Annotated in this window: 23 protein-coding genes and 2 tRNA genes; 18 read left to right on the forward strand and 7 right to left on the reverse strand. The window is 43.6% G+C overall.

Annotated elements, in window-relative coordinates; genetic code table 11:
- Position 1: 1 nt before the first annotated feature.
- Positions 2-667 carry a helix-turn-helix transcriptional regulator gene (locus AC4IFO_RS02360; protein WP_490731541.1) on the reverse strand — a complete coding sequence of 222 codons (666 nt, stop codon included), beginning with the start codon at positions 665-667 and terminating at the stop codon, positions 2-4.
- Positions 668-1,065: 398 nt separating this feature from the next.
- Here AC4IFO_RS02360 and AC4IFO_RS02365 point away from each other — a divergent pair, with 398 nt between their 5' ends.
- From AC4IFO_RS02365 to AC4IFO_RS02390, 6 genes are all read left to right on the forward strand, one after another.
- A complete protein-coding gene (locus AC4IFO_RS02365; RefSeq protein WP_490731543.1) occupies positions 1,066-2,559 on the forward strand; it encodes an APC family permease in 1,494 nt (497 codons plus the stop codon).
- Entirely contained in the window at positions 2,534-3,148 is a 615-nt protein-coding gene (locus AC4IFO_RS02370; RefSeq protein ID WP_490731545.1) for a DUF3156 family protein, read from the forward strand. Before AC4IFO_RS02365 ends, AC4IFO_RS02370 begins: the two co-directional genes overlap by 26 nt.
- Positions 3,149-3,206: 58 nt before the next feature.
- Positions 3,207-4,775 (forward strand): alpha/beta hydrolase-fold protein, encoded by a 1,569-nt coding sequence (locus tag AC4IFO_RS02375; RefSeq protein WP_490731547.1) that lies wholly within the window; start codon positions 3,207-3,209, stop codon positions 4,773-4,775.
- A 181-nt stretch (positions 4,776-4,956) separates the two neighbouring features.
- Positions 4,957-6,396 carry an alkaline phosphatase gene (gene phoA, locus AC4IFO_RS02380; RefSeq protein WP_490731549.1) on the forward strand — a complete coding sequence of 480 codons (1,440 nt, stop codon included), beginning with the start codon at positions 4,957-4,959 and terminating at the stop codon, positions 6,394-6,396.
- A gap of 218 nt (positions 6,397-6,614) precedes the next feature.
- A complete protein-coding gene (locus AC4IFO_RS02385; protein ID WP_490731551.1) occupies positions 6,615-7,145 on the forward strand; it encodes a GNAT family N-acetyltransferase in 531 nt (176 codons plus the stop codon).
- 119 nt (positions 7,146-7,264) lie between these two features.
- Positions 7,265-7,519, forward strand: coding sequence for a DUF1435 family protein (locus AC4IFO_RS02390; protein WP_353244289.1), 255 nt, complete (start codon positions 7,265-7,267; stop codon positions 7,517-7,519).
- Positions 7,520-7,616: 97 nt separating this feature from the next.
- On the opposite strand, the gene AC4IFO_RS02395 is transcribed toward AC4IFO_RS02390, so the two are convergent.
- The 3 genes from AC4IFO_RS02395 to rsmC all read right to left on the reverse strand — a co-directional run bounded on the left by AC4IFO_RS02395 (position 7,617) and on the right by rsmC (position 9,009).
- A tRNA-Leu gene (locus tag AC4IFO_RS02395) sits at positions 7,617-7,702 on the reverse strand.
- 48 nt (positions 7,703-7,750) lie between these two features.
- A tRNA-Leu gene (locus AC4IFO_RS02400) sits at positions 7,751-7,836 on the reverse strand.
- Between the two features lie 159 nt (positions 7,837-7,995).
- Positions 7,996-9,009, reverse strand: a complete 1,014-nt coding sequence (gene rsmC / locus AC4IFO_RS02405; RefSeq protein WP_490731554.1) for a 16S rRNA (guanine(1207)-N(2))-methyltransferase RsmC — start codon at positions 9,007-9,009, stop codon at positions 7,996-7,998.
- A gap of 131 nt (positions 9,010-9,140) precedes the next feature.
- On the opposite strand from rsmC, the gene AC4IFO_RS02410 reads away from it, so the two are divergent.
- Together AC4IFO_RS02410 and rimI are read left to right on the forward strand one after the other, a co-directional pair.
- Positions 9,141-9,551 (forward strand): DNA polymerase III subunit psi, encoded by a 411-nt coding sequence (locus AC4IFO_RS02410; protein ID WP_219245631.1) that lies wholly within the window; start codon positions 9,141-9,143, stop codon positions 9,549-9,551.
- Entirely contained in the window at positions 9,520-9,972 is a 453-nt protein-coding gene (gene rimI / locus AC4IFO_RS02415) for a ribosomal protein S18-alanine N-acetyltransferase (RefSeq protein WP_490731557.1), read from the forward strand. The genes AC4IFO_RS02410 and rimI overlap by 32 nt, the downstream gene beginning before the upstream one ends.
- Positions 9,973-10,059: 87 nt before the next feature.
- Here rimI and AC4IFO_RS02420 read toward each other — a convergent pair whose 3' ends face one another.
- Entirely contained in the window at positions 10,060-11,619 is a 1,560-nt protein-coding gene (locus AC4IFO_RS02420; RefSeq protein ID WP_490731559.1) for a BCCT family transporter, read from the reverse strand.
- A gap of 321 nt (positions 11,620-11,940) precedes the next feature.
- Here AC4IFO_RS02420 and AC4IFO_RS02425 point away from each other — a divergent pair, with 321 nt between their 5' ends.
- Genes AC4IFO_RS02425 through AC4IFO_RS02435 form a run of 3 tightly spaced genes read left to right on the forward strand, consistent with a single transcriptional unit; the run spans position 11,941 to position 15,519 of the window.
- On the forward strand, positions 11,941-13,068 hold the full coding sequence (locus AC4IFO_RS02425) for an aromatic ring-hydroxylating oxygenase subunit alpha (protein WP_490731561.1): 1,128 nt from the start codon (positions 11,941-11,943) through the stop codon (positions 13,066-13,068).
- 32 nt (positions 13,069-13,100) lie between these two features.
- Positions 13,101-14,549, forward strand: coding sequence for an NAD-dependent succinate-semialdehyde dehydrogenase (locus AC4IFO_RS02430; RefSeq protein WP_490731563.1), 1,449 nt, complete (start codon positions 13,101-13,103; stop codon positions 14,547-14,549).
- A 16-nt stretch (positions 14,550-14,565) separates the two neighbouring features.
- On the forward strand, positions 14,566-15,519 hold the full coding sequence (locus AC4IFO_RS02435) for a PDR/VanB family oxidoreductase (RefSeq protein ID WP_490731565.1): 954 nt from the start codon (positions 14,566-14,568) through the stop codon (positions 15,517-15,519).
- Between the two features lie 35 nt (positions 15,520-15,554).
- Here the strand turns inward: AC4IFO_RS02435 and AC4IFO_RS02440 are convergent, their stop codons facing one another.
- The gene (locus tag AC4IFO_RS02440) at positions 15,555-16,460 is read right to left on the reverse strand and encodes a helix-turn-helix domain-containing protein (protein ID WP_490731567.1); all 906 of its coding nucleotides are present in this window, start codon (positions 16,458-16,460) and stop codon (positions 15,555-15,557) included.
- Positions 16,460-17,407, reverse strand: a complete 948-nt coding sequence (locus AC4IFO_RS02445; RefSeq protein ID WP_490731569.1) for a LysR substrate-binding domain-containing protein — start codon at positions 17,405-17,407, stop codon at positions 16,460-16,462. The genes AC4IFO_RS02440 and AC4IFO_RS02445 overlap by 1 nt, the downstream gene beginning before the upstream one ends.
- Positions 17,408-17,508: 101 nt before the next feature.
- On the opposite strand from AC4IFO_RS02445, the gene AC4IFO_RS02450 reads away from it, so the two are divergent.
- The 7 genes from AC4IFO_RS02450 (at position 17,509) to deoC (ending at position 25,842) form a co-directional block, all read left to right on the forward strand.
- On the forward strand, positions 17,509-18,573 hold the full coding sequence (locus AC4IFO_RS02450; protein WP_490731571.1) for a tartrate dehydrogenase: 1,065 nt from the start codon (positions 17,509-17,511) through the stop codon (positions 18,571-18,573).
- A 202-nt stretch (positions 18,574-18,775) separates the two neighbouring features.
- Entirely contained in the window at positions 18,776-20,365 is a 1,590-nt protein-coding gene (gene prfC, locus AC4IFO_RS02455; protein WP_490731573.1) for a peptide chain release factor 3, read from the forward strand.
- Positions 20,366-20,562: 197 nt separating this feature from the next.
- Complete coding sequence (locus tag AC4IFO_RS02460; protein WP_490731575.1) at positions 20,563-20,973, forward strand: BON domain-containing protein; 411 nt, start codon at positions 20,563-20,565, stop codon at positions 20,971-20,973.
- A gap of 130 nt (positions 20,974-21,103) precedes the next feature.
- Entirely contained in the window at positions 21,104-22,201 is a 1,098-nt protein-coding gene (locus tag AC4IFO_RS02465) for a patatin-like phospholipase family protein (protein WP_490731577.1), read from the forward strand.
- Positions 22,194-22,979: a TatD family hydrolase gene (locus AC4IFO_RS02470; RefSeq protein WP_490731579.1), complete on the forward strand. Its 786-nt coding sequence runs from the start codon at positions 22,194-22,196 to the stop codon at positions 22,977-22,979. Before AC4IFO_RS02465 ends, AC4IFO_RS02470 begins: the two co-directional genes overlap by 8 nt.
- A gap of 303 nt (positions 22,980-23,282) precedes the next feature.
- Positions 23,283-24,566 carry a NupC/NupG family nucleoside CNT transporter gene (locus AC4IFO_RS02475; protein ID WP_490732044.1) on the forward strand — a complete coding sequence of 428 codons (1,284 nt, stop codon included), beginning with the start codon at positions 23,283-23,285 and terminating at the stop codon, positions 24,564-24,566.
- 496 nt (positions 24,567-25,062) lie between these two features.
- The gene (gene deoC / locus AC4IFO_RS02480; RefSeq protein WP_490731581.1) at positions 25,063-25,842 is read left to right on the forward strand and encodes a deoxyribose-phosphate aldolase; all 780 of its coding nucleotides are present in this window, start codon (positions 25,063-25,065) and stop codon (positions 25,840-25,842) included.
- Positions 25,843-25,871 lie beyond the last annotated feature (29 nt).

A 25,871-nucleotide genomic window follows, 5' to 3' on the forward strand; every position in this document is an offset into this window, starting at 1 on the left:
ATTAAAACTTTTCCTGGCGAATAATAAACCCTGACGATACAAGTTCAGTTCGGTTAGTAACATTGGCTTTGGTGAATATATTACGCAGATGAGTTTTGACTGTGGATAATGACACGCCCAATAACAATGCGATGCGCTTGTTACTCGCGCCTTCACGCACTAAATGTATGATTTCCTGTTCTTTTGGTGTGTAGGACACCAACGAATCTGGCAGGATATCAAACGTCATCAACTCAGCGACAGGTAAAATAGCGTTTAACCGCATAATCTCGTGTTGAGAAAATGGGCTATCCCGCAATACCGAAATCCCCGCAATAATTTTATTTTTCCGGCGAATAAAAATCTCAGCCATATCGGTTAGGTTATTTGGCTGCATAAAATCATGAAAGAAAGCCTGATTTTGCTGGCGGACTTCAGGATCCATTCTCACCAATCGTAGATCATCCCCACGAAATTTATCGGGGTGGAGTGGATCGAGCTGGTGAAAATAAGCCAGATAATCACGATGCATTTGAGCGGGGATCCCATGTAACACATAGTTGTCAGGCTGCCAGTGGTCGTTGACAAGGTAATATACTGACGCAGAAATCGGAATAATGTGCGCGATAGTATTTAGGCAACAATCAATTAATGTTTGCTGGTGGTCGCTAAATTGAGGTGGGCTCATTTGATTACCTTCCATAGTGAGTCAGGTAATTATCATGCGCCTTATTATTGTTAACATAAAATAAACATGTTAATAACGTGAGGTCGATAACAGTATTTAAAACTGATAAAAAGTGGCTTGGTCTTGATTTATTAGGATTTGGTATCTTTTGTCAAATTATTATTAATATATTAATGACTGAAATGATTGTTATATATTGATATTCAAGCGTATATTTTTATTTCTACTGATTTTCTTGGTACTTTTCGGATAGTTACAAGAATCCCCCCTCCCTCTGGGTATCGTTCTTTAGGACGATGGTGGCTGGTTTGTGCTTCTTTCTATAGTGGCAATGTAGTCACGCTATTTTTACAAAAAATTCACATTTTTGACTGCATTGAGAGCAAGAGGGAAACAAAATGAATCTATCCTCAAAATTGTCGTCACACCTCGAAAAGGGGAAAGTTGGTTTCCCAACGACGCTGGCGAGTTCTGCGGGCTTAATTATGGCGAGCCCTGTTATTTTAACGGTCACCAGTGGATTTGGTATTGGTGGCGATACCTTTGCGTTAGCGGTGCTGCTGAGCTTTATTATGATGCAGGCGCAGCTGACTACCTTTTCTGAGGCCGCGGCGATCCTACCCACCTCTGGCTCAGTGTATGACTATATTTCTTGTGGAATGGGGCGCTTTTGGGCTATTACAGGCGCGCTGTCCGCCTATTTGATTGTGCACGTTTTTGCGGGAACCGCAGAAACCATTCTGTCGGGGATTATGGCGCTAGTAAACTTTGAGCACCTGAATACCGTATTGGAAACCAGTAATTCATCGTGGATGGTTGGCGTGGGCTTAGTTGTCACTTTCGGTATCTTAAATGCTTTCGGTATTGAAGCGTTTGGTAAGGTTGAAGTGGTGCTGACTTTCGCCATGTGGTCTACATTAGTGATCTTTAGTATTACGGGTTTAATGCTACCGTTTAATGTACCGATGGAAGGGTGGTTTGGTGCGGAGCTAAATATCTCCGATCCGACACTGGTTTTAAGCTTTGTCGGTATGGCGATGTTTATGTTTGTGGGCTGTGAATTGGTGACGCCAATGGCGCCAGAAATTAAAAACTCGGCCAAAGTGATCCCCCGTGCCATGACAACCGGTTTATTCTGCGTAGCCTTATGCATGGTGCTGTTTGGGGCTGCGTTAGCCAACCAAGTTGAAAACGTCGTCGTTGACCCACAAACGGGTACGCGTTTACTGGAAACACCGATGGCAATCCCTGCGTTTGCTGAGCGTGTCATGGGCGAATTTGGTAAATACTGGATTGGTGTTGCGCTGTTATTAGCAGGTGGGGCAACCATTAATACACTGATGGCCGCTGTACCGCGTATTTTATATGGCATGGCACTGGATGGGGCATTGCCGCGCATCTTCACATATTTGCATCCACGTTTTAAAACACCCGTATTCGGCATTCTAGTGGCCGTGATGATCCCATGCTTGCATGCATTTGCTATCCAAGGCGACCTTGACCGTATTATTCCATTAGTACTCGCAGCGGTGTGTTCTTGGGGTACGGCCTATTTATTAGTCACTATTTCCGTGGTGTTATTACGTATTCGTCGCCCTGATTTACACCGCGCTTACCGTTCACCGTTCTTCCCAATTCCGCAAATTATTTCCAGTGTGGGGATTATTTTAGCGATAGTGTATATCACCCCGCCGGGTATGAATAAGTCGGATGTGTATATTCCGTTTGCCATAATGTTAGGTTTAACATCAGGTTACGCACTAATTTGGACGGTGTTTGTCCAGAGGGTCAATCCGTTCAAACCCGTTGATGTTGAAGTTGTTCTGTCTAATTCATTTAGAGATGAAGAGCATGAGGAGGTACAACTTGAGCCATTACGTCACCTCGCCTAAACCTTCGCTATTACAGCGTCTAGGTGGCTTAACGAAAAAACGGTTACCAACAGGTTACCAAGCTGGATTAACGCTAAATCGCATTGAGCGGGACATGGCGCCTTATCCTTGTGAATGGGGTGCACCGGGAGTGCTTCTTATCCAACCGCAACCCTCGTTGACTATCGACGTCACTGAGCGCGTTAGGAAATTATTTCTCGCGTTTATTGTATACAGTCGTTTTGCAGTGTCAGGTTTTTGTGATGAAAATTTACATGCAAAAATTGTTGTGAAAACACGCGGGAGCGTGAGGAAAAAACACATTCATTTTGTGTCGAAGCAACCTGATGGGCAAAAAGTGATTGATTGGCTCAATGCCTACCCAATTATTAGAGAAACACTGGAAGAATTAGATTTTAATTCATGCCAAATAACCTTTAATCAGGGTCACTGGCGTTGTGAAATTGAACCTTTTACTGCATCGGAACTGGTCAGCCGCGTTCCAGCCACAAGGCGTTATTTGAAAATATCCCAAAAACAACGGCACCGGTTACTCAGTACTCTTCAGTTGATTAACCAACTGATGGAAAAACATACCGCGACCCATTGAGTTTAAAAAGGTTTTTTGATAGTAATAATTATTATCAGTTGACTCCTTGGAATTAGATGTGAAATCTTTGCCGCTTTTAGGTTGTATCCTGTTCTCTTGTGCAGCGATGGCCTCGCAATCGGACTGCATTCGTTTAGGTGAGCTTTCTTCTGTAGAAGGCGTACATGATAGCGAAGGCCATAGCTGCGTTTATTTTGAGGCTTCGCAGCAAGATTTTATTAAGCAGCGCGGTGAGGGGGTCTCTCAAGTTGTTTTGTTGAATGCTGACAAGCAGCCTGTCCGTGTCTTACAGCCATATGGTTCTGACAAAGAACCCCATTCAGCGGATTATATCGTTCCAAAAAATGGGGTGTATTACCTTGATTTACAAGGCTCTCCGGGGCGGCCATGGCAGCTCCAGTTTAATGTGAGCGATTATCTGCCTTTAGCGATTAAAAAAGATAACGAGCCTATAAGCCCTAAGCTGCAAAGCCTGCTCGATGCACATTATCAACATGGCGATACCAAGGCGTTTTGGCAGGCGGTTGCCGCACAAGGAACGCCGCTGATTGAAGACCTCATCGGTCGGCAAAAACGGGTCACATTTTTATGGCGCGGTGCAAAATCCAATGCGTATATTCTTGGGGCACCTTCAGGCAACCATGAAAGGATGGCACAAATAGAAGGAACCGATATTTGGTATCGTTCTTTTATCATTCCAGCCGATACTTTAACCCAATATAAAATTGCCCCTGATATCCCAACGGTGCCAGAAGGCGGGTTTGCCCAGCGTAAAGCCATTTTAGTCACCGCACAGGCTGACCCTTATAATCCGCAAAGTATTCCTTCTGCCTCAACGGATAAATATAACCGTTTTTCCTTGCTATCATTGACTCCCAATATTCGTCAGTGCCAATTTCCTGCCATTGAAAAAAATCAAATTAAAGGGCAGTTAGAGACCTTTACCTTATCTAGCAAAATATTAAATAACGAGCGGCAAATTACCGTGTACCGCCCAAATGTGCCGATGAAACAACCTGCTTTATTGGTGCTTTTAGATGGGCAAATTTACCTTCATACCTACCAAATGGCGAAATTCTTTGATAGCTGGATGAATAAGGGGGATTTGCCGCCAATGAATATCGTATTTGTCGATAGCATTAGCGCTGATAAGCGGGGTGAGGAGCTGCCCCCTAATGCGCTTTTCCCGCAATTGCTGGCGGAGGAATTAATGCCACAATTGGCGAAAAAAGGCATTGGTGCCAAAGCGGAACATACCATTATTGCAGGCTCAAGTTTTGGTGGACTAGGGGCGACATGGAATGCGTTACAACACCCTGAAATATTTGGCAATGTTCTGAGTATGTCTGGGTCTTATTGGTGGGCACCCAAAGGGCAAGACCCTGAATGGTTAATCAGTGAAATAGAAACAATGCCACCGCAGCCTATTCGTTTTTTCCTTGAAGCAGGGTTATTTGAGCAACGGGGAAGTTGGGGCGGGATCATTCAAAACCATTATCAGTTACTGGAAGTATTGAAACATAAAGGCTATTTCGTTGATGCCATCGAATTACCCAGTGGGCACGATTATGTTTCTTGGTGTGAAACATTATATGAAGGCTCTAAACAGCTCACTTCTCAGTGGTAATCGCGCATTAATTTCAATAGAAAAGCAGCGGATAATGCGCTGCTTTTTTCACATTTATGACAATCGTCTTCATTTCGCCACAAAAGCGTCATTCAACTGTCATCTAGCTACTTTAGCATGCCTGTCATTATTTGAAGCATACTTCCTCTTTTTTCATTATTGATTGGCAAGGAAAACAGTTATGACTGGTAATTTTATGAAATCCCTTTTAGCTGTCACAGTCAGCACATTAATGTTAGGTAGCACCCTTCCGGCTTATGCGGTGGATAAAAATGATGCGGTTTCAGAAAACCGCGCAGCGCAAGGTGATATCACTAAATTTGGTGGTGCACGCCGCTTAGCGACCGAGCAAACGGATATCATGAAAGCCGCACTGCATAATGGCAAAGCGAAAAACGTGATTTTATTTATTGGTGATGGGATGGGCGATTCTGAAATCACCGTTGCACGTAACTACGCTGAAGGGGCTTCTGGCTTCTTTAAAGGTATCGATGCATTGCCAATTACAGGCCAATATACGCATTATGCGTTAGATAAAAAGACGCAAAAACCTGATTACGTCACAGATTCAGCGGCATCCGCAACGGCATGGTCTTCTGGTGTGAAAACCTATAACGGCGCGTTAGGGATTGATGTGTTCGGTAAAGACCACGAAACCTTAATTGAAATTGCTAAACGTAACGGTAAAGCGACAGGTAACGTGACGACCTCTGAAATTCAAGATGCAACGCCAGCGGCACAATTCTCCCACGTGACTGCACGTAAATGTTACGGCCCAGAGGAAACCTCAGAAAAATGTGGAACCAATGCCCTTGAAAATGGCGGTCGTGGTTCAATTTCTGAACAGTTACTGGTGACCCGCGCAGATGTTACATTAGGCGGTGGTGCGAAGAGCTTCAAACAAGAAGCGAAAGCGGGTGACTACAAAGGTAAAACGCTTGAACAACAAGCTGTTGAACGTGGTTACACCATCGTACGTGATGCACAGTCGCTGAACGATGTGAAAGTGGCGAACCAAGACAAACCTGTGCTTGGATTATTCCACGATGGCAACATGACCGTCGCGTGGGAAGGCCCGAAAGCCGTGCATTATGGCAACATCAACAATGCGCCACTGGAGTGTAAACCAAATCCGAAATTAGATCCAAACGCGCCAACGTTAGCCCAAATGACACAAAAGGCCATCGATCTATTAGAAGTTAACCCAAATGGTTTCTTCTTACAGGTTGAAAGTGCGTCTATCGATAAACAGGATCACAAAGCCAACCCATGTGGCCAAATTGGTGAAACAGTTGCCCTTGACCAAGCGGTACAAGTAGGCTTAGATTTCGCGAAAAAACATGGTGATACCTTAGTTATCGTCACGGCTGACCATTCACATTCAAGTCAAATCATTCCTGAAGGTACGAAATCAACGGGTTTGACCCAAGCGTTGATTACCAAAGACGGTTCTGTGATGGTGGTGAATTACGGTAACTCTGAAGAAGATGATTCACAAGAGCATACAGGTGCTCAGCTACGTGTAGCGGCTTATGGTCCACATGCTGCGAACGTGATGGGTCTGACTGACCAAACCGATTTGTTCTTTACCATGCGTGATGCAATGGGATTGAAGCAATAAACCAACCCTGTAGTGTAAATTCTCCACAATACGGATGTTGTGGGGAATTTTTATTTTTGCGTCTCCATTTCTATTTAATTTCTCGCCTTTATTTCAACCTTGCCTTAACGACTTACTGAAATTGTTGAACTTGTTTTTTTATCCGTTATCGTGGGGCACAAATTCACCTGATAACAATAAAGCGCACTTATATTGGTGCAGATAATGAGAACAAGGTCATGAGAGAAACCCGCAAGCTACAACGAGATGAAATTCCGTCTGTTTGGTCAATTGATCGCACTGAATTAATTGAACACCTTTATTTACATCAAGAAGGCAAACTGGTGCTTTCGAGGCAGCGTTTTGATATGAAAGGTTGGCCAGAAGGCGAACCAGAGGCCTATACCCCTCATTTATTAGACAGTTATGACCAAGGGGCGATTTTTCTGGGCGTTTTTGAAGAAGGAAAAATCATTGCGGCTGCGAGCGTGGATAATATTTGGCGAGGGGAGCAAAAGAATTTACTGCAACTGTCCTTTTTGCACGTGAGCCATGCAGATCGAGGCAAGGGGCTTGCAGGGATGTTATTCCAACAATGTGTGGGCATTGCAACGCAAAAAGGGGCAAAAGGCCTGTATATCTCTGCAACACCCTCTGAAAACACGGTGCACTTTTACCAATATATGGGATGTGGCTTGATTGAAACGCCTGACCCTGAACTGTTTGCCCTTGAACCTGAAGATATTCATTTTGTTTATTGGTTTTCTTAAGTTACCTATTTTGTAAAAAGCATGTTAATTTAAAGTAGTTTCTGAATAAAAACGATTGAAATTCACTAAAAATTAGATATGATTGATAATCATTATCATTTAAGATTGTTGAGGTCACGATGCCAACTAGCATATCAAAAACCGCAGGTTTACGGCGTATAGGCGCAGGTCTATGGGGAGTTTTTGCCGTGGTATTGCTGAGCATTGCTTATGTCCTCAGCAATATGGGGTTTGATAACCTAAAAGTGGTGATGATCACCATGATGATCGCGACAGCGGGGATGTTATTTAATCGAGGTTCTCGCCGCTTGTTAATTATTCCAGCAGTGGTTTCATTGCTGTGCTTTCTGATGGCTTTTGTGTTGCAAAGGTAGCTTGATGAGCGAAAGCACTCATTGAGTTGAATGTAACCAGAGGACGTTTAAGAAGGATATGTGCAAGGTTGCTAGAGGAATAACATTCACTGACCAGTGGTGCGAAAGGGGGGACTTGAACCCCCACGTCCGAAGGACACTAACACCTGAAGCTAGCGCGTCTACCAATTCCGCCACCCTCGCAATACTGTTTCGTCAATGCTGAATTACCGTGTTTTATTTGAAAGTTAGTGGTGCGAAAGGGGGGACTTGAACCCCCACGTCCATAGGACACTAACACCTGAAGCTAGCGCGTCTACCAATTCCGCCACCCTCGCAATGCCAAATCTAACTTTTCTTACAACGATAATACGCAGCGGATTTTAGGCTAATTTTAGCGGACGTCAATATTTTTTTAATCATCAATTTTTTGTTTGATTAAAAAACGGCCAGCACATTAGGCTGACCGTTAAATTGTACGAAAATACAGCTTATCATTAGCGTTTTGTGGCTTGGTAAACCTTGAATTTACCCGTTTTTGCCAGCACTTCATGGCTGCCAAAGGCTTTATCTAATAAGTCAGGGTAAGGCAAGAACGCATTGGCAACAATACGTAAGCGGCCGCCTTTTTTCAGGAACTTAGGTGCTTGGTAAATCATGTTTTCAACGGCATTGTAACTGGTATTTAGCCCATCATGGAAAGGTGGGTTAGAGATAATCCAATCGAATTTGTCGTGAATATCGGAGTAAGCATCACTTGCAACCACTGTACCCGTGAGCTTGTTGGCCTCAAGTGTGGATGCTGCGGAATCTAATGCAGAAGCACTAACATCGCTTAATGTTAGCTTAACATCCGGGTTTTGCGTTCCAATAACAGTTGCAAGAACGCCATTACCGCAAGCGAGGTCGAGAACATCGCCCTTCATTGGTTCTGTTAATGTCGAAAGCAGTAAATCACTGCCAATATCCAGCTCATTATGGCTAAACACGCCAGGAAGTGCGTTAACTCTAACAGTATCAAGATCATAGTGACGCCACCAACGTGCAATATCAAAGGTCGTTGGTTGTTCTAATTCACCATAATACAAACCACAACGGCGGGCTGAGTCGATTTTTTGCAAGGTCGCGATGCCTTCCATGATGGATTCTGCACTTTTGACGCCACTGCGGTTTTCACCGACAACAAAAATTTGGCTACCCGCAGCAAGATGAGTGCACAGGTCGTCCAGTTGGAAGCACGCTTCTTGTTTATTTTTTTGCCAGAAGTAAATCAACGTATCGCAAGGTTGGATAAATTCAGCGGGTGTTGTGGTTGAAAATAAAACCATTTCGCCCATTAATGGCTGTAGGTTTTTCCAACGGTGGTATTGATTGGTTACGACGCGAACGCTTGCGGCTTCGAGAGTGGCAGCCAATTCATCCTGAATGTCACCAGCCAAAATGACATGACGATCCGTAAAATGCTCAAGATGGCGCTGGATAACTTCACTGGCCGGTGTCAGTAATGACATATTCTGTCAATCTCCTAAAATGATAAAAACTGCTAACACCATACCAGAAATGCGAGAAATCGCATTGCTCTGTTGGCGCTATTAATCCCCTTTGATAAGATGGGGTTGTAAAATTGCGACTGGAAAAACAAATGACACGACGTGACAGGCTTTTAGAACAAATGGGGATCACTCAATGGATGGTGAGAAATCCGGCTGTGTTACGTGGTGAACGTGGTGTCAGGATCCCAGCGTCGACTAAGCTTATTATTATTACTGATGAGAACCTTGATTTAAATAGCCAGCTGTTAAAAGATATTTTCCTCTCAATGCAAATTGCGCAGGATGACGTCGTTTGCATAAATTCTGAGCAGCTAAATTTAATCCCAACGCCAATAACAATTCCTTGTTGGGTTCTGGGGGGAGAAGTCCATCCAGAAGGTTCAAAAATGACGTACTTTTCACCTGTTTTGTCTGAACTTATGACGAGTATCAGCGCCAAACAGGCACTATGGAAACAAATTTATCAATATGATGAAAATTTCAACACTAAAGCAATCTGACCTTGCTACAGCCTTCTTAATTGAGAAGCTAAGCCATGATTTTCCATGGACTGAGCGGGTTTTTTATGGGAATCAAGGGGAAAAGTATCATAACCTAAAAATTTCTGTTAATAATCAGATTGTTGGTTATGCAATAACACAATGTGTTCTTGATGAAGCAACCTTATTTAATATCGCTATTCACCCTGATTTTCAAGGCAGGGGATATGGGCGTTTATTGTTAGAACAGTTGATTAGTGAGCTAATTAATAAAGGTATTATGACGCTTTGGCTAGAAGTTCGAGAATCAAACTCCTCTGCATTGTATTTGTATGAAAAGCTCGGGTTTCATGAGGTCACTGTACGAAAAGACTATTACCCTGCTAAGAAAGGTCGAGAAGACGCATTAGTTTTAGCGCTCACACTGTTTGGCTCCGAATAATTGCGCCTGAAAGCGAGTAAAAAACCCCAGCACATGGCAAATGTTCTGGGGTTTTTGTTATTGAGACATTATTAATTCACTTACTAATTACTTCTCTGGTTCTGGTAATACTGATTCATTAGTAATAGAAAGAGGTTCTTTTATCTGTTTTTTGGCTGCGGCCTGTGCATTCACTTCTTCATTTAGCCCTTTATAGGTGGAATAACACATGACTAGCATCATCATGGAAAGAGGGACTGCCATGGCAACTAACGCCGATTGTAAACCGGATAACCCTCCCGTCATGATGAGCACAGCAGCAATCGCAGCAATCACAACACCCCAAATGGTTTTGGTGATGTGAGACGGGTTCGGGTTACCATTTTCACTGACCATTCCCAATACAAACACCGCAGAGTTTGCAGAAGTAATAAAGAAGATCAACACCAATGCAATAGCAAGCACACTGATGAAAGTGGATGCAGGAAAATAATCTAAGAATTTAAATAGCGCTGATGTTACATCGGTTTTTACTGCGTCAGCGAGTGCGGTTTGCCCTAAATTTTGAATTAAGTGAATAGCAGAACCGCCCATCACGGCAAACCATGCAAATGCACTTAATACTGGAATAAATACTGCACCAATCATAAATTCTTTAATGGTTCGGCCTTTTGAAATACGCGCAACAAAACTCCCTACTAATGGTGCCCAAGCAATCCACCAGCCGAAGTAAAACAGTGTCCAGTTAGCAATCCAAGTGCCATCGTTATAAGGCTCGGTACGAAATGACATACTGACAAAGTTTTGCACGTAATCGCCAATACCTTGGAATAACACTTTCAAAATGGTTTGCGTTGGGCCAGAGATAAAGATAAATGCCATCAATGCTAATGCGAGGATGATATTAAGATTGGATAGATGTTTAATCGCCCCTTGTAACCCTGAAATGGTTGATGTGATGTACACAACCGTAACCAGCACAATAATGCCAATCTGAACATAAATACTAATGGGCAGTCCCCATAAGTAATTCATTCCACTGTTAACTTGAAGTGTACCAAAGCCTAATGAGGTGGCGATCCCGATAACAACGGATAAGATCACTAATACGTTGATCAATTTACCAATCGTCCCGTAGATCCTGTCGCCAATTAGTGGGTAAAACACTGAACTGAGTGAAGATGGTAGTTTTTTTCTAAATTGAAAATAACCGAGAGCAACGCCGACTAACGCATAGCACGCCCATGCCGATACACCCCAATGAAGGTAGACATATTGCATAGCCGCTTTTGCGGATTGCTCTGTTGAGCCTTGGCCAATCGGTGGGCTGATATAGTAAGAGACTGGCTCAGCAACACCCCAGAACATCAAGCTAATACCGATAGACGCACTGAATAACATGGCAATCCATGTCACCGTGCTGTATTCCGGTCGATCGCTGTCATCACCAAGACGGATATGACCGAATTTAGAAAAACCAAGGAACATACAGAAACTAAAAAAGATAAAAACAGAGCCCAGAATGAACCAGCCTAGGTTGTTATAGATAAAGCTAAGAGCAGAATGTGAAAATGCTTCCAGTTTGTCTGGAATAAACGCGCCCACACTGATGATAGCCAAACTAATGGCTAACGACACGTAGAATACAGATTTCTTATGATTCATCATACCTCTTCTCCAGTTGCTCACTTATTTTTTGTCTTTTATGAGAGTTGGCTTGCAGGGAATGCCTGTTTGTTTTTTAAGGGTACAGCTAATAATGGTTACTTTAGGTTTACAGAGAATAGCCATGCAAAGATTGTGTAGTCAACAAGTAATTAACCAAAGATTAACATTAAAATTAATTATTTTTAATTTAATCTTTTGATTTAAAATGATTAATTGTTTTTGTTTGAATTTTACACAATATTTTGTTTGATCATTTATGCGATCTTCGTTAACATCCACAAAAAAGATGTTAACTATAAGTTTACATAAGTGAGGGCAATTATGAGCAATGCAGCAAAAGTCATTTCGATTAATGATCACCTTGATATTGATAACGCATGGACAATTCCTGCACGTTATTACACGTCTAATGATGTTTTTGAATATGAAAAAGAAAAAATCTTTGCTAACTCATGGGTTTGCGTTGCACATATTAGTGAGGTTAAAGAAAAAAATGCCTATATCACCCGTGAATTAATTGGCGAAAGCTTAGTCATTGTGCGTGGCCGTGACGATGTTCTACGGGGCTTTTATAACGTATGCCCTCACCGCGGACACCAATTAATTAGCGGTGACAGTGGTAAAGTTAAAAATGTGATTACCTGCCCTTACCATGCGTGGGCGTTCAAGCTCGATGGCCAACTAGCCCATGCGACAAACTGTGAAAACGTGAATAATTTTGAGTCTGATGCGATGTCACTGAGCAGCTTCCATGTGATTGAACATGCTGGATTTATTTATGTGAATATGACAGTGGGTGAGCCGCAGCCAATTGAAGAACAATTACCGGGTCTTGCGGAAAAAATGCAAGAAGCTTGTGCAGTGATCGGCGATTTAAAACTGGCGGCGCGTTTTGTTAGCCATACGCCAGCCAACTGGAAAACAATCGTTGATAACTATATTGAATGTTATCACTGCCCAACAAACCACGTTAGCTTCGCCAGTTCTGTGGATGTGAATGTTTACGAGCACCAACTTCTGGATAATTGGACGGTGCAAATTGGTAAAGCCAAACCGTCTGAGTCTTCTTATCAGTTTGATGAGTCAGTTTTAGACCCGCGCTTCTTTGGTTTTTGGATTTGGCCAAGCACCATGTTCAACATGCCGCCGGGTGGGGATTTCATGACCGTTATTTATGAATTCCCAGTGAACGCAGGGGAGACTTTGCAGCACTATGATATTTATTTCCTCAATGAAGAGCTGACTGAATATCAGAAAAACTTAGTGGAATGGTATCGCACTGTGTTCCGCCCAGAAGATTTACGCTTAGTTGAAAGTGTTCAAAAAGGGCTGAGATCCCGTGGCTACCGTGGCCAAGGCCGTATTATGGCGGATAGGCAACGTAGTGGGATCAGCGAGCACGGTGTGGCGCACTTCCACAAAATTGTTGCTGGCGCACACACTGAATAATTTTTAAATAATCACCAAAGGAGCCGTCACACATGCAGACAGTCACTCACCTGACGCTTTTTCGCCAGTCTTGTTATATCAACGGGCAATGGGTTGATTCAGATAAAAAAATTCCTGTGACTAACCCTGCTGACCAATCTGTGCTGGGAAATATTCCCAGCCTAACGGCAGCACAAGTGGATGAGGCAATTGAGCAGGCTCACCGTGCAATGGAAGGTTGGAAACAACTGACCGCGAAGGCTCGTTCAATCATTTTGCGCCGTTGGTTTGAGCTGATCGAGGCCAATGTCGACGATCTCGGCCTTATCATGACCCTTGAACAAGGCAAGCCGCTGCATGAAGCCAAAGGAGAAATCCGCTATGCGGCTTCTTTTATTGAATGGTTTGCGGAGGAAGGTAAGCGCGTGTATGGGGAAACCATTCCGCAAACTGTTGGCAGTAACCGTATTTCAACGATAAAACAGCCGATAGGTGTCTGTAGCGCTATCACCCCGTGGAATTTCCCAGCGGCGATGATCACGCGCAAGGCGGCTCCTGCTTTGGCGGCAGGGTGCAGCATTATTATTAAACCCGCGACAGAAACACCTTTTACTGCTCTCGCATTAGCGCAGCTGGCGGATGAAGCCGGTATTCCAGCAGGGATATTTAACGTCATCACTGGGGATTCTCGAATTTTAGGTGAAAGGCTGACAAAACATGAGCTTATCAGTAAGTTTTCATTTACGGGCTCAACACAAGTCGGCCGAGTGTTATCGGAACAATGTGCCTCAACCATCAAGAAAACGTCACTAGAGCTTGGCGGAAATGCGCCGTTTATTGTCTTCGATGATGCTGATATTGATAAAGCGGTGACCAGTGCAGTTCAAGCGAAATTCCGTAATGGTGGGCAAACCTGTGTTTGCGTCAACCGTTTCTACCTTCATGATGCCATTTTCGACGAATTTAAGACCAAGTTTGTTGCAGAAGTCGCTAAATTGAACGTTGGGAATGGGGTGGATGCTGGTACAGATATTGGGCCAATGATTACCACTCGAGCTATTGATGGCATGAATGCACTATTGCAAGACGCATTGGCAAAGGGTGCAAAGCAGCTGGTTTTGGGTAATGAAATCAAAGAGCAAGGTCATTTTTTCAATCCAAAAGTGCTGGTGGATGTTGATGATTCAATGGATATCGTACATGAAGAAATCTTTGGTCCGATTGCAACGCTGATCCGCTTTACGGATGAAAATGAAGTTATTACGCGAGCAAACAATACCATTTATGGGCTAGCGGCTTACTTTTTCTCCCGTGATGTGAACCGTGTCTATCGTGTTGCTGAAAAACTGCAAAGTGGCATGGTGGGGATCAACACAGGGTTGATTTCTAATGAAGTGGCGCCATTCGGTGGGGTTAAGCAATCGGGGCTAGGAAAAGAAGGGTCTCGATATGGCATCGAAGATTACTTAAGTATCAAATACCTGTGCTTAGATATTGGCTAAAAAGAGGGAAACGGTGATGAGCCAAGAAAAAATTGCAGTGAATGTCAGCCGAATCGAACAGGTTAGCTCAACGATTAAAATGTTTGAGTTTGTCGCCCAAGAGGGCAGTTTCTTGCCTTTTAGTGCAGGCAGTCATGTTACTGTGCATATGGGGGAGCAAACGGGGTTACAGCGTGCTTATTCTCTGATTAGCGACCCAAAACACAGTGGCAGTTACTGCATTTCAGTTTTGCGTGATGAAAACTCGAAAGGTGGATCGGCATTTATGCATGAGCAGCTGTCTGTGGGGGATTGTATCCATCTTTCACCTGCTCAGAATTTCTTTTCCCTTGAACAAGATAGCCAGTGTAAGCACTTGCTAATTGCGGGGGGGATAGGCATCACACCGTTTTTGTCTTACTTGTATGAATTAGAGCAAGGCGGCATGGACTTCGAGTTGCATTATTGCTTTCGCGATGCAAAAACCGCTGCGTTTATCGAACACTTACAAGAACGTATCGGCTCTCGTTTGCACCTTTATGATGGTAGCCAAGGTCAGAGGATGCTTGTCGAGGCGTTGATTCAGTCTCAGCACCCATCAAGCCATGTGTATGTGTGCGGCCCGCAATCATTAATTAATGAGGTGATTGAAAAAGGGAATCAACATCTTGGAGAATCACACGTCCATTTTGAAAACTTTGGCGAGGTCGCCAGTGAAGGGGATTCTTTCGAAGTTTACTTTCAGCGTTCAGGCTTTAGTTTAGACGTTGGCAAAGATATGTCTATTTTACAGGTGATTGAGGCCGATAAGCGCATTAATGTGGAATGTTTGTGCCGCAATGGGGTTTGTGGAACCTGTGAAACGGCGATCCTTGAAGGTGAGGCAGATCACCGTGACCATTACTTAGATGATGATGAAAAAGCGGAACAAAAAACCATGATGCTGTGTGTTTCCCGGGCGAAAAGCAAACGGTTAGTGCTTGATTTATAAACTGCTCACCCCACTGCAATATGTGGGGTAAATCATTAAGCTTGCTTGAGTTCAAACATCAAAAACGGTTGGTTTTCATCATTAAAATGTTGATATGCAGTGATTTGCTTATCTTGAAAAACAATTTGCCCGCGGCCTGCTTGGCACACGTCTTCTAGCCAAGTTTTGTGGTTAATGACAAGTTGGTACAATAAACGTTGCAGTTCGAGGTAGTCAATTTCAGTGGATTGGCTGTGTAAATTACTGGCGAGAATTTCTCCCGCTTTATCGGTGAAAACAACTAAATGGTTGAAGTGGGCGAGTAAAACATCAAAGTAGCATTTGGTTTTTCGCAGACTTAATTCATTATTTTTACGCTCGGTATTATCAAGGCTAATCCCAACCAATTTAGTCACTTTGCCATTAGGGCCTTTAACGCCAGTTGCGCGGGAGGTGATCCAACGGTATTCGCCTTCCCAGTTAATTTTAAAATCCATCTCATGGGCACCGCCTTCGCGAATGATCTTTGAGTAACCATTCACCAATTTTTCTTTGGATTCAGGCGCCATTAATGTCCAGAAATCTTCGTTGGTCGTGATTTTAATGCCATAAACGGCTTCGACGTTATCTGAGTAGTTTAATTCGCCAGTGAGTAAATCCCATTCCCACGTCACGATATCGGCAGACTCTTGCAGATGCACTTCGTTGATGTTGCGCATGACACCTGCATTGGTGACGGTGATTTGGTTATTGGTGTATTCGCCGTATTTTAACCAAATTTTATCGACATCCAGTAATGTAGCGAGCTTATCAAGGTTGTCTTCGTCAATCATACCGCCTTTTGTCCATTTATTGACGGCGGTTCGGGAGACACCAAGGGCTTGTGCGGCCTTAAGTTGGCTCATTTTCTTTTGTTTGAGCAGCGTTAATAAACGTTCTTTGAATGTCTCTGTTTCTGTCATCAATTGCTATCTACCTTTACTGAAGGTTTTGCCATAAATCCATTTTGCAAATGGGTTGTAAGGTACTGTTCGAGGTTTTCAATGAAAACTCTAAGGTTAGCACTTGTTCGAATACTTCTCGAATAAACGGCATAAACATCGGCGGTTTGGTACCATTCTGGGAGGACGCGCACGAGCTGTCCCGATTCTAATTCGGGTAAGACGCTCCATAATGAGCGCAATAAAATGCCCTCCCCGCTTAAACACCACTGTTTTGCGACTTCACCATTATTCACCGTGAGTTTACTGTTCGGAGTAACGGTCATATTCTCTTGGTTTTGCGCTAGTTTCCACACTGCGGGGGCTTGGTTGCGCTCTTTAATAGCAATACAAAAATGTTTTTGCTCAAGTTCTTGCGGGTATTTCGGGGAGCCATTTTTTTCTAAGTAACTGGGCGCAGCGCAGAGTATACGCTGGTTTTCTGCAATCCGTTTGGCAATAAACTGATCCGAGATAGTTCCGCCGATACAGATATCCACATCAATGTTTTCATTGATAATATCGACGGATTTATCCGTCAATGTGAGGTCGATAGCCAATAACGGGTATTGAGCTCGGAGTGATAGAATAAACGGATTGATATAGGTGCTGCCAAACCCTGTGCTGCAACTGATCCGCAGTGAACCACGGATTTCTTCACGACACGCGTTGAGCGCTTCTTGCATGTGCTCAAGTTCAGCTAACATCAACTCGCTACTGCGCAGAATAATTTGCCCTTCATGGGTGAGTTTAATCGAACGAGCACTTCGAAAAAAAAGTGTTTGCCCTAGGTTTTCTTCCAACAGCTTGATCCGCTTAGAAATATATGCTGGTGAAACCAATAGCTGCGCTGCCGCTTGAGAGAAACTCATTAAGCGGGCGACGGTGACAAAAACGCGAATGTCCTCTAACGCAGGGAGCTTGTTCATAGTTTGTAAACCTAAGGATTACAGTTCATGCCTATACTTTATCACAGCAATCCCTAAACTGGAGAAAAACACACCTAATTCATTTATCAGAGGTTTTCACCATGTCACAATTCAATATAGCGGTTATTCCGGGGGATGGTATTGGTACGGAAGTGATCCCAGAAGGGTTAAAAGTTTTAGAAGCCGCTGCGAGTAAACACAATGTAAAACTCAATTTTACACATTTCGATTGGTCATGTGAAACCTATCACCGCACTGGGCGCATGATGCCAGAAGATGGCTTAGAACAATTGAAAAAGTTTGATGCAATTTTTCTTGGTGCGGTAGGCTTCCCCGGTGTACCTGACCATATTTCGTTATGGGGCTTACTATTGCCTATCCGCCGGGCATTTAACCAATATGTTAACCTGCGCCCAGTTCGTTTATTTGAAGGGATTAAATGCCCACTAGCAGATAAAAAACCGGGGGATATTGATTTTTATGTGGTGCGTGAAAACGTGGAAGGGGAATATTCCGCCATTGGCGGGATTCAATATGAAGGCACGGAAGATGAAATGGTGCTGCAACAAAGCATTTTTACCCGTAAAGGCACAGACCGTATTTTAAAATATGCGTTTGAATTAGCGCAAACTCGTGAGAAAAAACACCTAAGCTCTGCCACTAAATCTAACGGATTATTCCACTCCATGCCGTATTGGGATAGCCGTGTAGCGCAAATGGCGAAGTCCTACCCAGAGATTAAAGTTGATCAATTCCACATTGATATTTTTGCAGCAAATTTAGTGCGCATGCCTGAATTTTACGATGTGATTGTGGGGTCAAATTTATTTGGTGATATTTTGTCTGATTTAGGCCCAGCTTGTACGGGAACCATTGCGATTGCACCATCTGCCAATATCAACCCAGAAAAAGAGTTTCCATCCATGTTTGAGCCTGTGCATGGCTCAGCCCCAGATATTGCAGGGCAAAATATTGCCAACCCAATTGGTACGATTTGGGCGGCAGCGATGATGATGCAACACTTAGGTTGCCCTGAAATGCACGACAGCATTATGGCTGCGGTGGAAACGGCGATTAAAGAGCGTCGCCATTTGACGCGTGATATGGGCGGAAATGCGAGTACTCAGGCATTAGGCGATGAAATCACTCAATTGATTTTGGCATAATATGTTGGTTATTTAAGCCATTTCTACGTTGCGTCGGGGTATTGTTTTCACTGTACCTCGATGCTTTGATTGTTAATACCCCCAAGATCTGCGAAAATATCCTCCAATTATGTTTAACAACACGGATTTGCACCGCAAAGTGCCACATTGAGCCAAGGCGCGTGCCGCTATAAATCTGTATTCAGACGAAAAGAACGGTTAAATGACAGATCAGAATTTTCTACAGGAAGTTAGCACGCGTAGAACGTTTGCTATCATCTCTCACCCCGATGCGGGTAAAACCACGATTACAGAAAAAGTATTGCTGTTCGGGCACGCTATTCAACGTGCAGGTACAGTAAAAGGCCGTGGCTCAAATCAACATGCAAAATCCGACTGGATGGAAATGGAAAAACAACGTGGTATTTCGATCACCACGTCTGTGATGCAGTTTCCGTACAATGATTGCTTAGTTAACTTACTCGATACCCCGGGGCACGAAGACTTCTCGGAAGATACATATCGTACGTTAACCGCGGTTGACTGCTGTTTGATGGTCATCGACTCCGGTAAAGGGGTTGAGGATCGTACCCGTAAATTGATGGAAGTTACCCGTCTGCGCGATACGCCAATCTTAACTTTCATGAATAAACTTGACCGTGATATTCGTGACCCAATGGAGCTGCTGGATGAAGTGGAAAATGAGCTGAAAATCGCTTGTTGCCCAATCACTTGGCCTATTGGTTGCGGTAAGTTATTCAAAGGTGTTTATCATTTACTGCGTGACGAAACTATCCTTTATCAAACAGGTCAAGGTCATACAATCCAAGAAGTCCGCATTATCAAAGGGTTAAATAATCCTGACTTGGATGCGGCAGTGGGTGATGAACTGGCGGCTCAATTACGTGATGAATTAGAACTGGTTCAAGGTGCTTCACATGAATTTGACCATGATGCGTTCTTAGAAGGCGAGCTGACGCCTGTTTTCTTCGGTACTGCATTAGGTAACTTTGGTGTTGACCACATGCTAGATGGTTTAGTGGAGTGGGCGCCAGCGCCGCAAGCTCGCAAAACTGACGTGCGTGAAGTTGAAGCCACCGAAGAAAAATTCACTGGCTTTGTCTTTAAAATTCAAGCCAATATGGACCCGAAACACCGTGACCGTGTTGCGTTCATGAGAATTGTGTCAGGTACCTACGAAAAAGGCATGAAGTTACGTCAAGTTCGTATCAAAAAAGACGTGGTGATTTCCGATGCATTAACCTTTATGGCGGGGGATCGTTCTCAGGTTGAAAACGCCTACGCAGGGGACATCATTGGTCTGCACAACCATGGAACCATCCAAATTGGTGATACGTTCACACAAGGTGAAGAACTGAAATTTACCGGTATTCCGAACTTTGCACCAGAACTGTTCCGTCGTATTCGTTTACGTGACCCACTGAAGCAAAAACAGCTACTAAAAGGGCTGGTTCAGTTATCTGAAGAAGGTGCGGTGCAGGTGTTCCGTCCATTGACTAACAACGATTTAATCGTGGGTGCGGTGGGGGTGCTACAGTTTGATGTGGTGGTTTCGCGTCTGAAGAGCGAATACAACGTTGAAGCCATTTACGAGGCGGTTAACGTTTCTACGGCACGTTGGGTTGAGTGCGATGATGCGAAGAAATTCGAAGAGTTTAAGCGCAAAAATGAGCAAAACTTAGCCCTTGATGGTGGTGATAACTTATCGTATATCGCCCCAACGATGGTGAATCTCAATTTGACCAGCGAACGTTACCCAGACGTTCGGTTCCGTAAAACGCGCGAACACTAATCTTGTTTTTAACCCGCTATTTCATTATGAGGTAGCGGGTTGTCTCTTCTTAATGCTCTTTTTAAGAGCCTTTCCCTGTCTTTAAAGCTATTTCATCAAGAATATTCTGTCTTTGCCTTTGGGGCTCTTTATTTTTTCCGTTTTTTTACTTAGGCTAGTAACGTTGACTCGTCTACCACAGTGAAAGGAAGGTTCTTATGAAAAAGGCAATACTATTAAGTAGTTTAACTGCTATTGGACTGAGCTTTGCACTCACTGCATGCAGCTCATCATCAGACGGCGCGCTGAAAAAACAAGCCTCTGAAACGTGGGACAGTGCGGCAAAAACCGTTGAAATGGCAGGTAAAGATACAGGTAATGCGATTTCTAGCGGCGCTAAAAACACAGGCGAATACATTGATGATTCAGCAATTACTGCGGATGTAAAAGGTAAGCTACTCGGTACCAAGGGAATTTCTAGTAATAGCGTATCGGTAAAAACCGTTAACGGTGTGGTCTACCTTTCTGGTTTCGTGAAATCTGCGGATCAAATCGATAAAATTACGCAAGTTGCTTCCCGCGTTAATGGCGTGAAATCAGTGCAAAATGGATTGGTGCTTGCGAACTAATCTGTAAATAAATGTCTCAATAGCCCAAATTGTTGAACGTTTATTGTACAATGTCGCTAGGATGAGCTTTCAAAGGGAAGCTCATTCTGTTTTTGAGTCAATTAAAGCGTTCAAGTTATTCAGGGGTATTATGGGAAAACACGTTTCAGTCACTTTAGGCACCATTGAGCCGCTCGCATTTTTAGATAACATCAACTCGGGGAAAACCGCACTGATTTGTGAAGGTGGCGGGCAGCGAGGGATTTTTACAGCGGGTGTACTAGACGAGTTTCTAATTTCTGACTTTAATCCGTTTGATTTAATGATTGGCACCTCCGCAGGAGCGCAAAATTTATCTGCTTATATTTGTGGGCAAGCAGGTTATGCACGCCGTGTGATCACCCGCTATACCACCAATTCTGCGTTTTTTAATCCACTGCGTTTTATCCGGGGTGGTCACCTCATTGACCTAGACTGGCTGATAGAAACCACGGCAAAAGAATTTCCTTTACGAATGGAAGCGGGGCTGGATTTGTTGGATTCAGGCCGTGAATTTTATATGGGTGCTAGCCGCAGCGATGATTTTTCTGCTGAATTTTTACAACCTGATGCAGATACTTGGTTGGATATTATTCGCGCATCCAGTGCAATCCCTGGTTTTTACCGCGAAGGGGTTGAGTTTGATGGTACGCGATACCATGATGGCGGTATTAGCGCGGCAATTCCGGTTGAAGAAGCCTACCGACGCGGGGCTGATACTATTGTCGTGATCCGCACCGTACCTTCCCAGATGTATTTCACCCCTGAATGGGTAAAAAGAATGACACGCTGGTTGGAAGGGGATAATAACGGGTTACAACGTATGGCAGCGATGCTGAAAGTACACCTGAAAAGCTACCGCAAGACACAAGAATTTATTGAAAACCCGCCTAAAGATGTGCAGGTTTTCGAAATTTATCCACCTGTTCCGCTAAAAAGCAGTGCGCTAGGCAGTAAAGTCTCTTCGTTAAATGAAGACTATCACACAGGGCGGCGCTGTGGGCGCTACTTTATTGCTGCTCTTGGTGCAGGGTTTAGTCAGAACCAAAATAGTTTCAGCCAAACTTTGGCGCGTAAGATAGAACGCAATCCTCTTGAGATTGACATTGAGCCTTCAGAGCAAAATGCATTAATGCCTGAAGAACTTGTACCAGAGCTTGCCGAGGCGCCTTCAATCATATTGCCAGTGAATGAAAATCGTAATGGATAAACCCCAATTTATTGATACACATTGCCATTTTGATTTTCCGCCTTTTAGTGACGATTTCACTGAAAGCCTGCATCTTGCAAAACAAAGTGGTGTAGAACAAATTGTTATCCCAACGGTGAGTTTAGATAACTTTGCTCGCGTGTGGCAATTGGCGCAGCAATACCCGCAATTGCATGCCGCGATGGGGTTTCATCCCCTGTATATCAGTCAGTATCAAGACGCACACTTTGATGTATTAGTGGACTATCTTGCGCAAAAAAATAAAAAGTGTGTCGCGGTGGGGGAAATTGGCCTCGATTTATACATGCACAATCCCCAATTTGAGCGCCAACAGCAATTGTTAATAGCGCAACTCAAACTGGCTAAACAGTTCGATTTACCCGTGATCTTGCATTCACGTAAAACCCATGACCCACTAGCCGCGATACTGCGTCGTATTGATGTGCCTGCTCGCGGAGTGGTACATGGTTTCGCAGGGAGCCTATCTCAAGCACAAGCCTTTGTTAAACTAGGTTATTATATTGGTGTGGGAGGGACGATAACGTATGAGCGGGCGAATAAAACGCGCCATGTGATGTCGCAATTGCCACTTACCTCATTAGTGTTTGAAACCGATGCGCCAGATATGCCTGTTTCTGGCTTTCAGGGGGAGCCCAATCGACCCGAGCGTATTGAATGGATTTTTCGTTCGTTTTGTGAGCTTCGCCACGAATCTCCAGAAGAAATCGCCCAACAACTTTACAATAATAGCCTGTCGTTATTTAATCTGACAAAGTAAAAACAGTTTAAACGATAAGTAATGCTTATATAAATCTGTTTCCCATCTGATTTAATCCATTCAGCTTTTACCATGACATATGACACCTTTAGCGTCTTTCCAGATAAAACTGACTTGATTTTGTGATTTTTATCACATTATTTGAATTTTCAGTGTTTCTTGCACCTCGTATTTGTGATGAACATTGCGGGTTATTGATGATGACTAGGTATAATTATCCCACAAAGAGACAAGGTGACTTACACGTTTCCTTATATATCAACCTAGAATCAAGTGAACAGGGATCCTTCCATGCAACTCATTATGAGTATTATAGGAATGGCGGTACTCATCGCGATAGCTGTCCTATTTTCGAGCAATCGCCGAGCGATAAGACTTCGCACTGTGGGTGGTGCTTTTATTTTACAGCTAGCGATTGGCGCATTAGTTTTATATGTACCTGCTGGGCGCAGCGTACTGCAAGGGATGTCTGATGGCGTCTCTAAAATCATCGGTTATGGCCACGATGGCATGAGCTTTATTTTTGGCGGCTTAGTGTCCGACAAAATGTTTGAATTATTTGGTGGTGGCGGCTTTATTTTCGCTTTCCGTGTTCTGCCTATCATTGTGTTCTTTTCATCGTTGATTGCTGTACTTTATTACTTAGGTATCATGCAGTTGGTGATTAAAGTATTAGGCGGCGGTTTACAGAAAGTGCTTGGCACCTCAAGAACAGAGTCCTTGTCTGCGACTGCGAACATTTTCGTTGGGCAAACCGAAGCGCCTTTAGTTGTTCGTCCTTACATCGCAACCATGACCACCTCTGAATTGTTCGCGATTATGTGTGGTGGCTTAGCGTCAGTGGCGGGTTCTGTCTTAGCGGGTTACGCACAAATGGGTGTGCCAATGGAATACTTGATTGCTGCATCATTTATGGCGGCACCGGGTGGTCTGTTATTCGCAAAATTGATGGTACCTGAAACAGAAGATGTACGTGACAGAGTAAACGCAACTGATTTAGTTGCCGAAGATGAGCGCCCTGCAAATATTATTGATGCCGCAGCAGCAGGTGCTTCATCGGGTATGCAATTAGCTCTGAATGTTGGTGCTATGTTACTAGCTTTCATTGCATTGATTGCATTAATCAACGGTATTTTAGGCGGTATCGGTGGTTGGTTTGATTACCCTCAGTTGTCTCTTGAACTGTTATTAGGTTGGTTGTTTGCACCGATTGCTTACTTAATTGGCGTGCCATGGAGTGAGGCGACTATTGCGGGCTCGTTCATTGGTCAGAAATTAGTTGTGAATGAATTCGTTGCATTTATGAATTTCGGTGAATACATGAAGGCGGATGCTGAGGTGATTGCGGCTGGTAAGCAAGTGCTGTCTGACCATACTAAAGCGATTATTTCATTCGCATTGTGTGGCTTCGCGAACTTATCATCCGTGGCCATTTTGCTTGGTGGCTTAGGCGGCATGGCACCAAATCGTCGTGGCGATGTTGCACGCCTTGGTATGAAAGCTGTCATGGCGGGGACATTATCTAATTTAATGAGCGCGACTATTGCTGGTTTCTTCTTGACCTTGGGTGCCACTGCGTTAGCATAAAAGCATGATGTAGAATTTTAGGCGGGTTTATCAAACCTGTTCACAATAGAAGCGGAAGGGCGTTGCTCTTTCGCTTTTATTTTTATCGGTTATATTCATTTGCTATCTTTTATATTCAACGGCAAAATTTCAACTATTCTTAACTTAGTCAATTAATGATTGTCTATGGTAAGAAAAGCGATTTGAGTGAATAAATTAACATGCAGATCAGGTATAATGAGATCTGATTCACATAATTATATTTAATAATGTAACATTCAGTCGATTAATGTGATTTGTAGCACATAAAATGACGCTGTTCCATGGTCAAATAGACACTAGTAAGCTGCTAATGGAACTGCTAGTTCTCAGAGTCAAGTGACTCTAGGGCATCGTGCGGTGAGAAGGAACTCAGCTGCTCAGCTCGGACGCATCCGGCTGGCATCTTTAAGGAACCAAGCCCGCTCGCCAACAAAGAACGTGTCGTTCTGAAGAATTAATAACGTTGGAGAGTTATATGACTGATTTAAAAGCAGCCGCACAACGCGCGCTGACCCTGATGGATTTAACCACATTAAATGATGACGACACTGATGCAAAAGTGATCGCATTATGCCATCAAGCCAAAAGCCCTGCGGGTAACACAGCGGCAATTTGTATCTACCCTCGTTTCATTCCAATTGCGCGCAAAACACTGCGTGAGCAAGGCACGCCTGACGTTCGCATCGCGACCGTAACCAACTTCCCACACGGTAATGATGATATTGACATCGCATTAGCAGAAACCAAAGCGGCTATCGCTTATGGTGCGGATGAAGTTGACGTGGTATTCCCATACCGTGCGCTGCTCGCAGGTAATGAACAAATCGGTTTTGATTTAGTGAAAGCGTGTAAAGACGCGTGTGCTGCTGCCAATGTATTACTGAAAGTGATCATTGAAACCGGCGAATTAAAAGATGCAGCGTTGATTCGTAAAGCGTCTGAAATTTCAATTAAAGCGGGTGCTGATTTTATCAAAACCTCAACAGGTAAAGTTCCTGTTAATGCAACATTAGAAAGCGCAGAAATCATGATGCAAGTCATCAGTGATATGGGTGTTGCAAAAACCGTTGGTTTCAAACCTGCCGGTGGTGTACGTACTGCTGAAGAAGCTGCTGATTACTTAGCATTAGCAGGCCGAATTTTAGGTGACAATTGGGCTGATAGCCGCCACTTCCGTTTTGGTGCATCAAGCTTATTAGCAAATTTATTAAACACGCTGGGTTACGACGTTAAAAAATCAAGCAGCAGTTATTAATTTTCGCATTATTGTTAGCCGATAAATTC

This window comes from Providencia sp. UF-224, assembly GCF_058245955.1.

Coding starts and splice junctions, on each gene's coding strand:
- AC4IFO_RS02360 (WP_490731541.1), bottom strand. CDS start 667: ATGAGCCCACCTCAATTTAGCGACCACCAGCAAACATTAATTGATTGT.
- AC4IFO_RS02365 (WP_490731543.1), top strand. CDS start 1,066: ATGAATCTATCCTCAAAATTGTCGTCACACCTCGAAAAGGGGAAAGTT.
- phoA (WP_490731549.1), top strand. CDS start 4,957: ATGACTGGTAATTTTATGAAATCCCTTTTAGCTGTCACAGTCAGCACA.
- AC4IFO_RS02385 (WP_490731551.1), top strand. CDS start 6,615: ATGAGAGAAACCCGCAAGCTACAACGAGATGAAATTCCGTCTGTTTGG.
- AC4IFO_RS02390 (WP_353244289.1), top strand. CDS start 7,265: ATGCCAACTAGCATATCAAAAACCGCAGGTTTACGGCGTATAGGCGCA.
- rsmC (WP_490731554.1), bottom strand. CDS start 9,009: ATGTCATTACTGACACCGGCCAGTGAAGTTATCCAGCGCCATCTTGAG.
- AC4IFO_RS02410 (WP_219245631.1), top strand. CDS start 9,141: ATGACACGACGTGACAGGCTTTTAGAACAAATGGGGATCACTCAATGG.
- rimI (WP_490731557.1), top strand. CDS start 9,520: ATGATGAAAATTTCAACACTAAAGCAATCTGACCTTGCTACAGCCTTC.
- AC4IFO_RS02420 (WP_490731559.1), bottom strand. CDS start 11,619: ATGATGAATCATAAGAAATCTGTATTCTACGTGTCGTTAGCCATTAGT.
- AC4IFO_RS02425 (WP_490731561.1), top strand. CDS start 11,941: ATGAGCAATGCAGCAAAAGTCATTTCGATTAATGATCACCTTGATATT.
- AC4IFO_RS02430 (WP_490731563.1), top strand. CDS start 13,101: ATGCAGACAGTCACTCACCTGACGCTTTTTCGCCAGTCTTGTTATATC.
- AC4IFO_RS02435 (WP_490731565.1), top strand. CDS start 14,566: ATGAGCCAAGAAAAAATTGCAGTGAATGTCAGCCGAATCGAACAGGTT.
- AC4IFO_RS02440 (WP_490731567.1), bottom strand. CDS start 16,460: ATGACAGAAACAGAGACATTCAAAGAACGTTTATTAACGCTGCTCAAA.
- AC4IFO_RS02445 (WP_490731569.1), bottom strand. CDS start 17,407: ATGAACAAGCTCCCTGCGTTAGAGGACATTCGCGTTTTTGTCACCGTC.
- AC4IFO_RS02450 (WP_490731571.1), top strand. CDS start 17,509: ATGTCACAATTCAATATAGCGGTTATTCCGGGGGATGGTATTGGTACG.
- prfC (WP_490731573.1), top strand. CDS start 18,776: ATGACAGATCAGAATTTTCTACAGGAAGTTAGCACGCGTAGAACGTTT.
- AC4IFO_RS02460 (WP_490731575.1), top strand. CDS start 20,563: ATGAAAAAGGCAATACTATTAAGTAGTTTAACTGCTATTGGACTGAGC.
- AC4IFO_RS02465 (WP_490731577.1), top strand. CDS start 21,104: ATGGGAAAACACGTTTCAGTCACTTTAGGCACCATTGAGCCGCTCGCA.
- AC4IFO_RS02470 (WP_490731579.1), top strand. CDS start 22,194: ATGGATAAACCCCAATTTATTGATACACATTGCCATTTTGATTTTCCG.
- AC4IFO_RS02475 (WP_490732044.1), top strand. CDS start 23,283: ATGAGTATTATAGGAATGGCGGTACTCATCGCGATAGCTGTCCTATTT.
- deoC (WP_490731581.1), top strand. CDS start 25,063: ATGACTGATTTAAAAGCAGCCGCACAACGCGCGCTGACCCTGATGGAT.